Annotated in this window: 11 protein-coding genes; 4 read left to right on the top strand and 7 right to left on the bottom strand. The window is 72.5% G+C overall.

Going from position 1 to position 15,645, the window contains the following annotated elements:
* Nucleotides 1-78: 78 nt before the first annotated feature.
* The 7 genes from murD to rsmH all read right to left on the bottom strand — a co-directional run bounded on the left by murD (nt 79) and on the right by rsmH (nt 9,247).
* A complete protein-coding gene (murD, locus tag Saso_RS00380) occupies nt 79-1,506 on the bottom strand; it encodes a UDP-N-acetylmuramoyl-L-alanine--D-glutamate ligase (protein ID WP_189916825.1) in 1,428 nt (475 codons plus the stop codon).
* Nucleotides 1,488-2,561 carry a phospho-N-acetylmuramoyl-pentapeptide-transferase gene (gene mraY / locus Saso_RS00385; RefSeq protein ID WP_189916827.1) on the bottom strand — a complete coding sequence of 358 codons (1,074 nt, stop codon included), beginning with the start codon at nt 2,559-2,561 and terminating at the stop codon, nt 1,488-1,490. Before mraY ends, murD begins: the two co-directional genes overlap by 19 nt.
* The gene (locus tag Saso_RS00390; RefSeq protein ID WP_189916829.1) at nt 2,558-3,973 is read right to left on the bottom strand and encodes a UDP-N-acetylmuramoyl-tripeptide--D-alanyl-D-alanine ligase; all 1,416 of its coding nucleotides are present in this window, start codon (nt 3,971-3,973) and stop codon (nt 2,558-2,560) included. Before Saso_RS00390 ends, mraY begins: the two co-directional genes overlap by 4 nt.
* 4 nt (nt 3,974-3,977) lie before the next feature.
* Nucleotides 3,978-5,654, bottom strand: coding sequence for a UDP-N-acetylmuramoyl-L-alanyl-D-glutamate--2,6-diaminopimelate ligase (locus tag Saso_RS00395; protein WP_372442383.1), 1,677 nt, complete (start codon nt 5,652-5,654; stop codon nt 3,978-3,980).
* Nucleotides 5,655-5,756: 102 nt separating this feature from the next.
* Nucleotides 5,757-7,709, bottom strand: a complete 1,953-nt coding sequence (locus Saso_RS00400) for a peptidoglycan D,D-transpeptidase FtsI family protein (protein ID WP_307822179.1) — start codon at nt 7,707-7,709, stop codon at nt 5,757-5,759.
* A 5-nt stretch (nt 7,710-7,714) separates the two neighbouring features.
* Nucleotides 7,715-8,245 carry a cell division protein FtsL gene (locus Saso_RS00405; protein WP_189916836.1) on the bottom strand — a complete coding sequence of 177 codons (531 nt, stop codon included), beginning with the start codon at nt 8,243-8,245 and terminating at the stop codon, nt 7,715-7,717.
* Nucleotides 8,246-8,290: 45 nt separating this feature from the next.
* Complete coding sequence (gene rsmH / locus Saso_RS00410) at nt 8,291-9,247, bottom strand: 16S rRNA (cytosine(1402)-N(4))-methyltransferase RsmH (protein ID WP_189916838.1); 957 nt, start codon at nt 9,245-9,247, stop codon at nt 8,291-8,293.
* Between the two features lie 323 nt (nt 9,248-9,570).
* Between rsmH and Saso_RS00415 the strand changes: the two genes are divergently transcribed.
* From Saso_RS00415 to Saso_RS00430, 4 genes are all read left to right on the top strand, one after another.
* The gene (locus tag Saso_RS00415) at nt 9,571-10,116 is read left to right on the top strand and encodes a beta-class carbonic anhydrase (RefSeq protein WP_189916840.1); all 546 of its coding nucleotides are present in this window, start codon (nt 9,571-9,573) and stop codon (nt 10,114-10,116) included.
* A gap of 320 nt (nt 10,117-10,436) precedes the next feature.
* Nucleotides 10,437-11,471 carry an AAA family ATPase gene (locus tag Saso_RS00420; RefSeq protein WP_189916842.1) on the top strand — a complete coding sequence of 345 codons (1,035 nt, stop codon included), beginning with the start codon at nt 10,437-10,439 and terminating at the stop codon, nt 11,469-11,471.
* Nucleotides 11,471-12,847 carry a DUF58 domain-containing protein gene (locus Saso_RS00425; protein WP_189916844.1) on the top strand — a complete coding sequence of 459 codons (1,377 nt, stop codon included), beginning with the start codon at nt 11,471-11,473 and terminating at the stop codon, nt 12,845-12,847. The genes Saso_RS00420 and Saso_RS00425 overlap by 1 nt, the downstream gene beginning before the upstream one ends.
* Complete coding sequence (locus Saso_RS00430) at nt 12,844-15,366, top strand: transglutaminase TgpA family protein (RefSeq protein WP_189916846.1); 2,523 nt, start codon at nt 12,844-12,846, stop codon at nt 15,364-15,366. The genes Saso_RS00425 and Saso_RS00430 overlap by 4 nt, the downstream gene beginning before the upstream one ends.
* Nucleotides 15,367-15,645: the final 279 nt, after the last annotated feature.

The raw sequence follows: 15,645 nt of genomic DNA on the forward strand, positions 1-15,645 counted from the left end.
GGTGGTCGGCTGCCGCGCCGTACGTCGGCCGTGACGGTCCCACGCGTCCCTCCCTAGGTCGCCCGGCAGGCGGCCGGGTCAGGCGCCGAGTTCGCTAACCGCCTGAGCGAACGCGTCACCGCGCTGGTTGTAGTTGACGAACATGTCCATGGAGGCGCAGGCCGGGGCGAGGAGCACCGTGTCGCCCTCGACGGCCAGGCGCCGGGCCTCCCGGACGGCCGCGAGCATCGCCCCAGTGTCCGTCCGGTCGAGGTCGACGACGGGTACTTGCGGGGCGTGTCGCGTCAGGGCTTCGTGGATCAGGGCGCGGTCGGCGCCGATGAGTACCACCGCGCGCAGCCGCTTTGCCGACGCCGCGACCAGTTCGTCGAAGGTGGCGCCCTTCGCCAGTCCGCCCGCGATCCAGACGATGGAGTCGTAGGCCGCCAACGAGGCTTGCGCCGCGTGCGTGTTGGTCGCCTTGGAGTCGTCGACGTAGGCGACACCGTCCACGTCCGCCACGTGGGCGATGCGGTGGGCGTCCGGGGTGAAGGCCCGCAGGCCGTCCCGTACGGCCTTGGCGGGCACGCCGTAGGCGCGCGCCAGGGCCGCCGCGGCAAGGGCGTTGGCGATGTTGTGCGGGGCCGGCGGGCGGACGTCGGAGACCTCGGCCAGCTCCTGCGCGTTCTTCTGCCGGTTCTCCACGAAGGCGCGGTCGACCAGGATGCCGTCCACGACACCGAGTTGGGAGGGTGCCGGGGCGCCGAGGGTGAAGCCGACGGCGCGGCAGCCCTCCTCGACGTCGGCCTCCCGCACCAGGTCCTCGGTGGCCTTGTCGGCCACGTTGTAGACGCACGCGACCCGATTGCCCTCATAGACGCGGCCCTTGTCCTTGGCGTACGCCTCCATGGAGCCGTGCCAGTCGAGGTGGTCGGGGGCGAGGTTGAGGACGGTGGCCGAGTGGGCGCGCAGGGAGGGAGCCCAGTGCAGCTGGTAGCTGGACAGCTCCACGGCGAGGACGTCGTACGGCTCCTCGCCGAGGACGGCGTCCAGCAGGGAGACGCCGATGTTGCCGACGGCGGCCGTGCGCAGACCGGCCGCCTCCAGGATCGACGCCAGCATCTGGGTGGTGGTCGTCTTGCCGTTGGTGCCGGTGACGCACAGCCAGGGCGCGGGCTCGCGGCCGTCCAGTTCCCTGAGCCGCCAGGCGAGTTCGACGTCGCCCCAGACCGGTACGCCGGCCTCGTGGGCCGCGGTGAACAGCGGCTTGTCGGGCTTCCAGCCCGGCGCCGTGACGACGAGTTCGGTGCCCTCGGGCAGGGTCGCGCCGTCACCGAGGCGCACGGTGACGCCCAGCGCCTCCAGTTCGGCCGCCTGCTCACGCGCGCGTGCGTCGTCGCCGTCGTTGACGACGGTGACCCTCGCGCCGAGCCCGTGCAGCACCTTGGCCGCCGGGATGCCGGAGACGCCGAGCCCGGCGACGGTGACGTGCTTGCCCTGCCAGTCGGTCACTTGTCCGCTGCCCATCCCGCGTAGAAGAGGCCCAGTCCGACGATCACGCAGATGCCCTGGATGATCCAGAAACGGACCACGACCAGGACCTCGGACCAGCCCTTGAGTTCGAAGTGGTGCTGAAGCGGCGCCATCCGGAAGACGCGCTTGCCGGTGAGCTTGAAGGAGCCGACCTGGATGACGACGGACATCGTGATGAGCACGAACAGGCCGCCGAGCAGGGCGATCAGCAGCTCGGTGCGGGAGCAGATCGCGAGACCGGCGAGTACGCCGCCGAGCGCCAGCGAACCGGTGTCACCCATGAAGATCTTGGCCGGCGAGGTGTTCCACCACAGGAAGCCCAGGCAGGCGCCCATCAGCGCGGAGGCGATGACCGCGAGGTCCAGTGGATCGCGCACCTCGTAGCAGGCGCTGGGGTTGGTCAGGGTCTCGCCGTTGGCGCAGGACTCCTGGAACTGCCAGACGCCGATGAAGGTGTAGGCGCCGAAGACGAGGACGGAGGCGCCGGTGGCGAGGCCGTCCAGACCGTCCGTCAGGTTCACGCCGTTGGACATCGCGAGGATCATGAACAGCGCCCAGACCACGAACAGCACCGGGCCGATCGTCCAGCCGAAGTCCGTGATGAACGACAGCTTCGTGGAGGCCGGGGTGTTGCCGCGCGAGTCGGAGAACTGGAGCGAGAGCACCGCGAAGGCGATACCGACGATCAGCTGGCCGGCCATCTTCGCCTTGGCCCGCAGACCCAGCGAACGGCGCTTGACGATCTTGATGTAGTCGTCGAGGAAGCCGACCAGGCCCATGCCGCACATCAGGCCGAGCACCAGCAGACCCGAGTACGTCGGCGGCTTGCCGGTGATCACCTTGGACAGGAAGTACGCGGCGACCGTCGCGAGGATGAAGGCGATACCGCCCATGGTCGGCGTACCGCGCTTGCTGGCGTGCTCGCGCGGGCCGTCGTCGCGGATGTACTGGCCGTAGCCCTTGCGCGCCAGCAGCTTGATCAGCAGCGGCGTTCCGACCAGCGTCAGGAAGAGGCCGATCACACCCGCGAACAGGATCTGATTCATCATCGGGCGACGCCCTCACCCTCGGTGCCGGTCGCGAGCAGCGCCTGCGCGACACTCTCGAGGCCGACCGAACGGGACGCCTTCACGAGCACGACGTCCCCCGGGCGCAACTCGCTGCGCAACAGGTCGACCGCCGCCTGTGCGTCGGACACGTGCACCGACTCCTCACCCCACGAACCCTCGTTATATGCGCCCAGTTGCAGCCAGGCGGCTTCCCTGCCCCCGACCGCGACGAGCTTGCCGACATTGAGCCGGACGGCGAGCCGTCCGACCGCGTCGTGCTCGGCGAGCGCCTCGTCCCCGAGCTCGGCCATCTTGCCGAGCACCGCCCAGGTCCGCCGCCCCTTGCCCATGGCCACGAGCGCGCGCAGGGCGGCTCGCATGGACTCGGGGTTCGCGTTGTAGGCGTCGTTGACGATCGTCACGCCGTCCGGGCGCTCGGTGACCTCCATCCGCCAGCGGGAGAGGGAGCCCGCCTCGGAGAGCGCGGTGGCGATCTCTTCCGCGGACATGCCCAGCTCATGGGCGACGGCGGCCGCTGCGAGCGCGTTCGACACGTGGTGCTCACCGTACAGGCGCATGGTCACGTCGCTGCACCCGGAGGGTGTGTGAAGGCTGAAGGAAGGCTGTCCGCTGTCCGTGAGTCGCACGTTCTCGGCCCGAACGTCCGCTTCGCCGGACTCTCCGAAAAAGACCACCTTCGCCTTCGTACGGGAGGCCATGGCCCGCACCAGCGGGTCGTCGGCGTTGAGGATCGCCGCGCCGCCCTCGTCGGCCGCGGGCAGGCTCTCGACGAGCTCGCCCTTTGCCTGTGCGATCTGTTCGCGGCCGCCGAACTCGCCGATGTGGGCGGTGCCGACGTTGAGGACGAGGCCGATCTTCGGGGGCGTCAGATCGGCGAGGTAGCGGATGTGGCCGATGCCGCGGGCGCCCATCTCGAGCACGAGGAACTTCGTCTCCTCGGTCGCGGACAGGGCGGTCAGCGGCAGTCCGATCTCGTTGTTGAGCGAACCCGGCGTGAACACGGTGGGCGCCTTGCGCCGCAGGACCTGCGCGATGAGGTCCTTGGTGCTGGTCTTGCCGGCCGAGCCGGTGAGCGCGACGAGGGTCGCGCCGAGCTTGTGCACGACATGCCGGGCCAGTGCGCCGATCGCCGTCTGGACGTCGTCCACGACGATCGCGGGGACGCCGACGGGGCGTGCGGCCAGTACGGCCGCCGCGCCCGCCTCGACGACCTGGGCCGCGTAGTCGTGGCCGTCCACGCGTTCGCCGACGAAGGCGACGAAGAGGGCGCCGGGCACCACGTCACGTGAGTCCCGGACGACGGGTCCGGTGACCTGCGCGGACGGATCCGGTATGTCGTGCGTCTGCCCGCCGACGACTGCTGCGATCTCGGCGAGGGAGAGGGCGATCACAAGTTCATCCCTGGGTCTGCTCGATGGCTTCGCGAAGCACCTGGCGGTCGTCGAACGGACGGACCACTCCGGCGATGTCCTGGCCCTGCTCATGGCCCTTGCCCGCGACCAGCACGGTGTCCCCGGCGTGCGCGCGGGCGACGACCGCGGCGATCGCGGCGGCCCGCTCCTCGAACAGCAGGACCTCACCGCGCTCGTGGGCGGGTACGGACGCCGCCCCTTCGAGCATGGTCGCGAGGATCGCGAGGGGGTCCTCGGAGCGGGGGTTGTCGGAGGTCAGCACGGCGGTGTCGGCGAGCCGGGCGGCGGCGGCGCCCATCGGCGCCCGCTTGGTGCGGTCCCGGTCGCCGCCGCACCCGAGGACGACGTGCAGCCGCCCCTTGGTGACCTTGCGCAGCGCCCTGAGGACCGACTCGACGGCGTCCGTCTTGTGGGCGTAGTCGACGACCGCGAGGTAGGGCTGCCCGGCGTCCACGCGCTCCAGCCGGCCCGGCACACCCGGCACGGCGGCCACACCGTCGGCGGCGGTGCGCGGGTCGATGCCCGCGACGGCCAGGGAGACGATCGCGGCGAGGGTGTTGGCCACGTTGAAGGAGCCCGGCAGCGGCGCCCTGGCCGCGACCCGCACCCCGTCGGGGCCCACGACGGTGAACGTCGAGTCCATCGGGCCGACCTCGACGTCGACGGCCCGCCAGTCGGCGTCCGGGTGGCCCTCGGCGGAGAACGTGACGACGGGGACCTCCGCCTCCCGCACGAGCCGGCGGCCGTACTCGTCGTCGAAGTTGACCACGCCGAGTTTGCTGCGTTCCCGGGTGAACAGCTGCGCCTTGGCCTGGAAGTAGTCCTCCATGCCGGAGTGGAACTCCATGTGCTCCGGGCTGAGGTTGTTGAAGACGGCGACGTCGAAGACGCAGCCGTCGACCCGGCCGAGGACCAGCGCGTGGCTGGACACCTCCATGGTGACCGCCTCGACACCGCGCTCGCGCATCACCGCGAACAGCGCCTGGAGGTCGGTGGCTTCGGGGGTGGTGCGCTCGGACTTGATGCGCTCGTCGCCGATGCGCGTCTCCACGGTGCCGATGAGGCCGGTGGACCTCACGGGCTTGAGGCCGCCCTCGACGAGATAGGCCGTGGTCGTCTTGCCCGAGGTGCCGGTGATCCCGATCTGGAGCAGGTCGCGTCCGGGACGTCCGTAGATGGTGGCCGCCAGTTCGCCCATCCGACCGCGCGGGTCGTCGGCCACCAGCACCGGCAGGCCGGTCGCGGCGGCGCGTCCGGCGCCGCCGGGGTCGGTCAGCACGGCGACCGCGCCCAGGCCGGCGGCCTGCGTCACGAAGTCGGCGCCGTGCAGTCGGGCGCCGGGGAGCGCGGCGTACAGGTCGCCGGGGCGGACCGCGCGCGAGTCGTGGGTGATGCCCGTGACCTCGACGGCGGCGCTCTCCGGCTGCTCGGTCCCCAGCTGATCGGCGAGCTCCGCGAGGGGTGTTGCGCGGACTCGGGCCGGTCGCGGCGGTCCCGGATATGTCACGGAAGCGCCCTTCTGGGTGGTTTGGGACTGATCAGCGTGTGGCACGGCGGTGAGCGTACCGGGCGTACCCGCCTGCGGGCGAAGCGAGGGCGGGGACGCGGGCGACGTCGCGGGCGGTGCGGGGGTCCCGGGGTCGGGAGTGATCATGGTCACGGGCTGGTTCCTGGCTTGTTCGGCGCTGAACAGTGACGGGTCGCGGGGTCGGGGGCGGGCGGGTGCGGGACGTGCGCGGGAGGGTCGGGAGGGTCGGGAGGGTCAGGGGGTGAAGGAGACCGGGAGGCTGGCGGGCTTCGCGCCGGTCGGCGGGACCTGGAGGGTCTTCAGGGCGAACTCCATGACCTGCTTGAAGACGGGACCGCAGATCTGGCCGCCGAAGTAGCTGCCCTGGGTGGCGTTCTGGATGGCGCAGTACACGGTGACCCGGGGGTTGTCGGCGGGCGCGAACCCGGCGAACGACGAGGTGTAGCCCTTGTACGTGCCGGTGGCCGGATCCACCCGGTTGGCGGTACCTGTCTTGCCCGCGACGCGGTAGCCCGGGATACGCGCCTTGGCGCCCGTGCCCTCCTGGTCGTCCACCACCGACTCCAGCATCTGGGCGAGGGTCTTCGCCGTCTTCTGGCTGACCACACGGGTTCTGGCGGGCGCCTCGGCGGGGGTGAAGCGTCCGTCCGGCCCCTTGGTGCCGCGCACCAGGGTGGGCGCGACCCGGACCCCGCCGTTGGCGATCGTCGAGTACACGGAGGCCGCCTGGAGCGCGTTCAGGGACATGCCCTGGCCGAAAGGGATCGTGTACTGCTGCGAGGTCGACCACTTGCCGGGCGGGGCCAGGATGCCGCTCGTCTCGCCGGGGAAACCGAGTCCGGTCTGGCTGCCGATGCCGAACTTGCGCAGGTAGGAGTAGAGCACCCGGTTGGCCGCGGTCTGCGTCTTGCCGAGCTGGCCGGTGGCGAGGATGGTGCCGATGTTGCTGGACTTGGCGAGCACGCCGTTGAGCGTGAGGTACCAGGTGGCGTGGTCGATGTCGTCCTGGAAGAGCCGGTCGCCGCGGTGCAGCCGGTTGGGCACCGTGACGTGCGTCAGCGGTGTGGCGGCGTTCTCCTCCAGCACGGCCGCCATCGACATGACCTTGGCCGTGGAGCCGGGCTCGTAGGCGTCCTGGACGGACGCGTTGCCCATGGCCGCCGAGTCGGCCCGCGTGAGGTCGTTGGGGTCGAAACCGGGCGAGTTGGCCATCGCGAGGATCTCGCCGGTGCGGTTGTCCTGGACGATGACGTAACCGCGGTCCGCCCGGGACTCCTTCACCTGGTCGGTGATGGCGTTCTGCGCGGCCCACTGGATGTCGCGGTCGATCGTCAGCTCGACGTCGGAACCGGCCACGGCGGGGGTCTCGGTGGAGCCCACGGTGGGCACCTGACGGCCGCCGGACTGGGCGTAGCGGATCTTGCCGTCCTTGCCGGACAGCGTCGCGTTCAGCTGCTGCTCGATCCCGCCGCCGCCCTTGCCGTCGGCGTTGACCCAGCCCAGTATCCCGGCGGCGAGGTTCCCGTTGGGGTACACGCGCTTGCTGCTGGGGACGGAGAAGACGCCGGCCAGGACGTTGACCGTGGACTTGTCCGTCTCCGACTTGGCGGACAGGGCGGCCCTCAGGTCCTTGATCTGCTTCCAGACCTGCGGGGTCTGCCGGCCGGCGAGCCTGACGTAGCGCAGGCTCGCGTCCGCCGGCCGCAGTTTCCTGACGAGCGCCGCCTGGTCCTGGCCCAGGATCGGCGCGAGGAGCGCGGCCGCCTGCTCGGGACCGTCGCCGACCTTCAGCTGCTCACGGGTGAACATCGTGGGGTCGGCCGTGATGTCGTAGGCGTCCACGCTGCTCGCGAAGGCCACCCCGGTGCGGTCGGTGATCTCGCCGCGTTCGGCGGTCAGCACCTGGCCGACGTACCGGTTCTGCTCGGCCTTGGCCGCGTAGGTGCTCGCGTCGACGGCCTGCACCTGGAGGAGGCGGACCACGAAGGCGATCAGCACCAGCGCCAGCGCGAGTCCGACCATCCGCAGGCGGGGCCGGGGGCTGCCGAGCCGCAGGACGCGCGGGGCGGGGCGCGGGGCGGACGCGGCGGGACGGGCGCCGGGGCCCGGGCGCCGCTGGGCGGAGGCGGGGCGGGAGGGCCGGGCGGGGCCCGGTACGCGCCGGCGCGGCGGTTCCCTGTCGGACACTTCCGTCACCTGCCGGGGGTCTCGGGGATGGCTTCGGTCGGGGCGGCGCTCGGGGCGGGGGTGCCGCCCGGGATGTTCGGCGCGGGCGCCGCGGGCGACGGTGTCCCGGTCGTCCGGGGGAGCGCGATGGCCTCGGGAGGGCGGACGGCGGGCTCTTCGTCGGCGGCGCGCGGGGCGGCGGCCGAGGGGACACCCTTCACGGTGCCGTCGGGGTTCAGGAAGGCCGGGTCCCCGCCGGGCACCATGCCGAGTTCGCGGGCGCGGCGCTGGAGGGCGTCGGGGGCGGAGTAGGAGTCGATGTCCCGCTGGAGCGCCTGCTGCTCGTCGGTGAGGCTCTTGGTGTCCTTCTGGAGGTCGTCCTTCTTGAACGAGCCCTCGCTGAGCGCGGAGTTCAGCACGAGGAGTCCGATCAGTCCGCCTCCCAGGAGGAGGACGACCAGGAGGACGAACGGCGTGCGGGCCGCCTGCCGCGGGCCGGACGGGAAGAGCCGCGCGAGCCGGGCGGCCCTCCCCTTCAGTTCGGGTTTCCTACTCACTCGCCCTCCCCCTGGCCGGCATTCCGCACCCTCGGCTCACGCCCGTCATTCGATGGACTCCCTGATCCGCTCGGCCCCGCGCAGACGCGCCGGGGCGGCCCGCCGGTTCTCGGCGACCTCTTCCTCGGTGGGAAGTTCGGCACCGCGGGTGAGCAGCTTGAGCCGGGGCTGGTAGCGCTCGGGGACGACCGGCAGCCCGGGCGGCGCCGTGGTGGCGGCGCCGGCCGCGAACACCTGCTTGACCAGCCGGTCCTCGAGCGAGTGGTACGACAGGACGGCGATCCGCCCGCCGACGTCGATCGCCTCGACGGCGGCCGGGACGGCCCGCTCCAGGACGGAGAGTTCGCCGTTGACCTCGATGCGCAGCGCCTGGAAGGTGCGCTTGGCCGGGTTGCCGCCGGTGCGCTTGGCGGCCTGCGGAAGCGCGTCGCGGATCAGCTCCACCAGCCGGGCGCTGTTGGTGAACGGTTCCTTGTCGCGCTCGCGCACGACCGCGGAGACGATCCGCTTGGCCTGCTTCTCCTCGCCGTAGGCCCGCAGGATCCGTACGAGCTCACCGGGCGGGTAGGTGTTGAGGACCTCGGCGGCGCTGACACCGGTCGTCTGGTCCATCCGCATGTCCAGCGGGGCGTCCTGGGCGTAGGCGAAGCCGCGGTCGGCCTCGTCGAGCTGCATCGAGGAGACGCCCAGGTCGAACAGGACGCCCTGCACGCGCGCGATGCCGAGCCGGTCCAGTACCTCGGGGAGCTCGTCGTAGACGGCGTGCACGAGGGTGGCGCGTTCGCCGAACGGGGCCAGGCGCTCACCGGACAGGCGCAGCGCCTCCTTGTCCCGGTCGAGGGCGACGAGCCGCGCCTCGGGGAACCGGGTGAGCAGGGCCTCGCTGTGGCCGCCGAGGCCGAGGGTGCAGTCGACGACCACCGAGCCCGGCCGCTGGAGGGCGGGGGCCAACAGGTCCAGGCACCGCTGGAGCATCACCGGGACGTGTCGACTGTGACTCAAGGGGCCCTCTCAGGTGCGGCGGGTGTACGCACCGCCGGGTCCCCGCCCCCTACCCGAAGGGAAGGCCTCCCGGCGCCGCGGGGAGATCTCGGCGCCGGGCCGGGGTCTCACGGGTTTCAGTCCAGCAGGGAGATCGTCGCCTCCCGCTTCGCGTCACTTTAGTCCACGCCGTCTCGCGGTCAATCAACCGGCCTGCGCGGCGCGGCCCGGCGGGACTCCCCCGCCGCGCGGCCTGTGGCTTACCTCACAAAGAGCACGTGATGACACTCTTTTTCCGGTCCCCCAGGAGGACCGGAAAGGGCGTGACCAGTACCGTCATAGGTATGACGACTTCTGCATCGCTCCCCGCACGGCCCGAAGGCGCCATAACCGACGGCACCGTCACCGATCGTCTCGTCGAGGCGAACGAGCGGTACGCGGACGCCTTCACGGACCCCGGCATGGACGCCCGCCCCGTTCTGCGGGTGGCGGTCGTGGCCTGCATGGACGCCCGTCTCGACCTGCACGCGGCGCTCGGCCTCGAACTGGGCGACTGCCACACCATCCGCAATGCCGGCGGTGTGGTCACCGACGACGTGATCCGTTCGCTCACCATCAGCCAGCGCAAGCTGGGCACGCGCAGCATCGTCCTCATCCACCACACCGGCTGTGGTCTGGAGGCGATCACCGAGGACTTCCGCTCCGAGCTGGAGATGGAGGTCGGTCAGCGTCCGGCCTGGGCCGTGGAGGCCTTCCGGGACGTCGACCAGGACGTGCGGCAGTCGATGCAGCGGGTGCGGACCTCGCCGTTCCTGCTGCACTCCGACGACGTGCGCGGGTTCGTCTTCGACGTCAAGACGGGCCTGCTGCGCGAGATCGACCCCGCGTAGGCGTCCCGCGGACGTCCACGTCCGTCCACGGGGTCACGTGCGGCCCCGTCCCGCCCGGTCCGGCGCCGTTCCGCGCCGGACCGCGCTGTCGTTCGCTGTCGTTTCCCTGTTGATTTCCGCACCGCGAGTGACCAAATGGTCATAACGCCGACATATCGCGGACTGTTGTCCACAGGCGAGTGACACGAATCGGTAACGGCGGCAAGAATGCGGGTGTGACGTCACGCTGAGCAGTTCGCGGACGGCGTCCGTGATTCGGGGTGGGCCGGTTTGCCGCACAGAGCGTCGGCCCGGAGAAAGTTTGGGCCGAGGAGGGCCGGGTGACGACCTATGACGAGCGAGCGAGCCTCACAGATCTGACCGCCACTGTGGAGCGTGTCCGCAGTTCGGTGGAGGGAGTGATCGAGGGCAAGCCCGAGGTCGTACGGCTTTCGCTGACCGTGCTCCTCGCGGAGGGGCATCTGCTGATCGAGGACGTCCCGGGCGTCGGCAAGACGATGCTGGCCAAGGCGCTCGCGAAGTCCATCGACTGCTCGGTGCGCCGTATCCAGTTCACGCCCGACCTGCTGCCCTCGGACATCACCGGGGTGTCCATCTGGGACCAGCAGCGCCGGGAGTTCGAGTTCAAACCGGGCGCGATCTTCTCGCAGATCGTGATCGGCGACGAGATCAACCGCGCCTCGCCGAAGACGCAGTCGGCGCTCCTGGAGTCGCTGGAGGAGCGCCAGGTCACCGTCGACGGGACGACGTACGAGCTGCCCAGCCCGTTCATGGTGGTGGCGACGCAGAACCCCGTCGAGATGGAGGGCACCTATCCGCTGCCCGAGGCCCAGCGCGACCGGTTCATGGCCCGGGTCTCCATCGGCTATCCCAGCGCGGAGGCCGAACTCCAGATGCTCGACGTGCACGGCGGGATCAACCCCCTGGACGACCTCCAGCCGGTCGCGCACGCCCACGAGATCGTCAAGCTGATCGACGCCGTCCGCGGGGTCCACGTCGCCGACTCCGTCCGGCGCTACGCCGTCGACCTGGTCTCCGCCACGCGCACCCACCCCGACCTCAGACTCGGCGCCTCCCCGCGCGCGACGCTGCACCTGGTGCGCGCCGCCAAGGCGACCGCCGCCCTGAACGGCCGGGACTACGCGCTCCCGGACGACGTGCAGAACCTCGCCGTGGCCGTACTGGCCCACCGTCTGCTGCCCACCGCGCAGGCGCAGCTGAACCGCCGCACGGCGGAGCAGGTGGTCGAGGAGATCATCCAGCGCACCTCGGTGCCCGCGACCCCCCAGCAGCACGGGTACGGGCTGGGCCACGGCGTACAGGCGTACGGCCGGCAGCAGCCGCGGAGGCTGTGATGACCGCCGGGGGGACCGGGCAGCCCGCGACGGACCGCGGGGAGAAGGGCGGCGGCGCCCGCACGGCCCTGGCCGGTCTGACCACCCGCGGCCGCTCCTTCCTCGCCGCCGGCATCGCGGCCGCGATCTGCGCCTACGTGCTCGGCCAGCCCGACCTGCTGCGGGTCGGTCTGCTGCTGGCCGCGCTGCCGCTGATCTGCGCCGCCGTCGTCTACCGGACCCGCTACCGGGTCGCGGGCAGCCGCCGGCTCTCGCCCGCGCGCGTGCCGGCCGGCAGCGAGGCCCGCGTCCACCTGCGGATGGACAACGTCTCGCGGCTGCCCACCGGTCTGCTGATGCTCCAGGACCGGGTGCCGTACGTCCTCGGCCCGCGGCCCCGCTTCGTCCTGGACCGGGTGGAGGCCGGCGGCCGCCGCGAGGTGTCCTACCGGGTCCGCTCCGACCTGCGCGGCCGCTACCCGCTGGGCCCGCTCCAGCTGCGCCTGAGCGATCCGTTCGGCATGTGCGAGCTCACGCGGGCCTTCTCCACCTACGACACGCTGACGGTCATCCCGCGCGTGGAGCCACTGCCCCCGGTCCGCCTGAGCGGCGAGGCCAAGGGGTACGGCGACGGACGGCAGCGCTCGCTGGCGCTGGCCGGCGAGGACGACGTGATCCCGCGCGGCTACCGCTACGGCGACGACCTGCGCCGGGTGCACTGGCGGCTGACCGCCCGCTACGGCGAACTGATGGTGCGCCGGGAGGAGCAGCCCCAGCGCTCGCGCTGCACGGTACTGCTGGACACCCGGGGCACGGCCTTCCAGGGCGCGGGCCCCGACTCCGCCTTCGAGTGGGCGGTCTCGGGCGCCGCGTCGGTGCTGGTGCACATGCTGGAACGCGGCTTCTCGGTACGGCTGCTGACGGACACGGGCGACTCGGTGCCGGGTGAGGGCGCCGACGGGTTCGCGGGTCCGAGCCAGGAGTCGGCCGACGCGGCCGGTCTCATGATGGACACCCTCGCGGTGGTCGACCACTCCGACGGCACGGGCCTGTCCCGGTCCTACGACGTGCTGCGCGGCGGCAACGAGGGTCTGCTGGTGGCCTTCTTCGGCGATCTCGACGAGGAGCAGGCGGCGGTCGCCGCGAAGATGCGGCAGCGCAGCGGGGGCGCGGTCGCCTTCCTGCTGGACGGGGACGGCTGGGTGCGTGAACCGAACGGCGTGCCCGATCCGATGAACAGGCAGGAGGAGCGGCTGCGGATGCTGCGCGAGGCGGGCTGGACGGCTCTCGGCGTGCCGCGGGGCGCTTCGCTGGCTGAGCTGTGGCGCCAGGCGGACCGCGAAAGGGCGGGCGTGACGACGGGGAGCGGGACGAGCGGCGGGGAGGGCGGGGCATGAGCGGGCGGGCCCGACTGACACTGTGCGCGGTGGCGGCGACACTGATGGCCTCGTGCGCCCTGCTGCCGCTCGTCACCCCGGCGACCTGGCTGCTCCAGGCGGCGGTGCTGCTGGCGATCCAGTCCGGGGTCGGCGCGGCCGCCCGGCGGGTGCCGCTGGCCCGGCCGCTGACCGTGGCCGCCCAGGCGCTGGTCACCCTGGTGCTGCTGACCCTGCTCTTCGCCCGGGAGCAGGCCCTCGTCGGCCTCGTCCCCGGCCCGGAGGCCTTCCGGCACTTCGGCGACCTCTTCCGGACCGGCGCCGACGACGTGGGGCGGTACGCGATACCGGCCCCGCTGTCCGACGGCATCCGGCTGATGGTGATCGGCAGCGTGCTGGTGATCGGCCTGGCCGTCGACACCCTCGCGGTCACGTACCGCAACGCGGCCCCGGCCGGCCTGCCGCTGCTGGCGCTGTACTCGGTCGCCGCGGGGCTCTCCACCGGGGCGACCGACTGGCTGTGGTTCCTGGTCGCCGCCGCCGGCTATCTGATGCTGCTGCTCGCCGAGGGCCGGGAGCGGCTGTCGCAGTGGGGCCGGGTCTTCGGCGGGGGTCCGCGCGCGCCGGGTGCGCAGCCCGGGCCGGTGGCCCCCGTGCGCACCGGCCGGCGCATCGGCATGGCCGCGCTGGGCGTCGCCCTCGTGGTGCCGCTCCTGCCGCTGCCCGCGATACAGGGCGGTCTGCTGGACGGCACGGGCACCGGTGTGGGCGCGGGCAACGGCAGCGGGGGCACGATCTCCGCGGTCAACCCGCTGGTCTCGTTGCGCGACAGCCTGAACGTGGACGAGGACCGCACGGTCCTGACCCTGCGCACCAACACCTCCGGCGTCTCGGACATGTATCTGCGGATCGTGTCGCTCGACGACTTCGACGGCACCACGTGGAAACCGGCCAAGCGTCATATCGTCGCCGTACCGGACGAGTTCCCCTCGCCCACCGGTCTGGGCCCGGGCGTCAAGCGCACGGAGATCACGACCCGGATCGCGGCGGCCCCCGGGTACGCGCAGGACTGGCTGCCGATGCCGTACCCGCCCAGCGGCGTCCAGATCAAGGGCAACTGGCGCTACGAGCCGGTCGGCATGACGCTGGTCGGCGACCACGGTCAGAACACCAGCGGCAAGACGTACCAGGTCAAGAGCCTCGACGTGCAGCCGACGGCGGAGCAGTTGGCCTCGGCGCCCGAGGCGCCCGGCTCGGTGCGGAGCACCTACACCAAGGTCCCGGACTCCCTTCCGCCCGTGGTGGCGCAGCAGGCCCGGGAGATCACCAAGGGCGCCACGAGCGACTACCAGAAGGCGGTCGCGCTCCAGGACTACTTCGCGGTGACGGGCGGCTTCGAGTACGACACCGAGGTCGAGGTCGGCAGCGGCACCAACGCGATCGCCCGGTTCCTGCGGGACAAGCAGGGGTTCTGCGTCCACTTCTCGTTCGCGATGGCCGCGATGGCCCGCACGCTGGGCATTCCGGCGCGGGTCGCGGTGGGCTTCGCGCCGGGCACGACGCAGGCGGACGGTTCGGTGGCGGTCGGGCTGAAGGACGCGCACGCCTGGCCTGAGCTGTACTTCGAGGGCGTCGGCTGGACCCGTTTCGAGCCGACCCCGACCCGGGGCTCGACCCCCACGTACACGCTGCCGGACACCTCGGGCCAGGCCGTCCCCGACCTGCCGCAGGCTTCCCGCTCGGCCGACGCGGCGCCTTCCGCCCAGCCCTCGTCGAGCACCAGTTGCTCGGCCCAGGACAAGAAGCTCGAGGGCTGCGCGCAGGCGCTGCCCCTGGACGAGGCCCAGCAGGGCGGCGGCGGTCCCCGCTGGTACGCGATCGCGGGCTGGACGCTGCTGGGAGCGGCGGCGCTCGCCGTGCCTCTGCTGCCGATGCTGTGGCGGCTGAGACGGCGTGCGGTGCGGCTGGCGTCCGCCCAGCACTCCTCGTCCGTGCCGTCCGGGTCGCCGCCCCCGGGACGACGGGGTGACGGCGGGGGCACCGGCGGCGCCGACGACCGCCGGCCCGACGAGGCCCGTCCGGGAGTGCTGCTGGACGTGCCGCCCGCGGAGGCGGGCGCGGCGGCGGCCGGTCATGTGCTGGCGGTGTGGCGCGAGCTGACCGACACGGCCTGGGACTACGGCATCGAGCCGAACGAGGCGCTGACCCCGCGGCGGGCCGCCGAGCGGATCGTGCGGATCGGCGAGCTGGACGAGACGGTCGGCCGGTCGGTGCGCCGGGTCGCGGGCGCCGTGGAGCAGGTGCTGTTCGCGCCGGAGCCGCGGGCCGAGGCGGGACTGGCCGACGACGTCCGCGCGGTGCGGGCGGCGCTGCGGGACCGGGTCAGCTGGACGACACGCGTGCGTGCCGTCGTGGCGCCGCGGTCGGCGATCCGCGCGGTCTGGGACCTGTCCGACCGCTGGACGGCCACCAAGGCGTCCTGGGCGGCCCGCCTGACAAGTCTCCCCCGCCGCCCGTCCGGCCACCACCAGAGCAGCTGAACCCGCCGCCCCGGGCCATCCCGGCCCGGGGCTGCGCAGGCGCGGTGTTCAGGGCGGGGCCGGCCCGGCCGCTGCCGCAAGCACGGTGTCCCGGGCCGGACTCTCCCGGCCCCTGCCGGCGCAGGCACGGTGGTCAGGGGCCGGGCTCGCCCCGTCCTGGGTCGGCGCACGCGCCGTTGTGCGCCGGGCTCGCCCAGCGCGGGCGCGGACGCGGACGCAAGCGCGGTGCCGGACCCGTCGGCCCCCGCCTCGGCCGCCACCGAGCGGCCCCGATGCGCC

The organism is Streptomyces asoensis (assembly GCF_016860545.1).
Classification (GTDB): Bacteria; Actinomycetota; Actinomycetes; order Streptomycetales; family Streptomycetaceae; genus Streptomyces; species Streptomyces asoensis.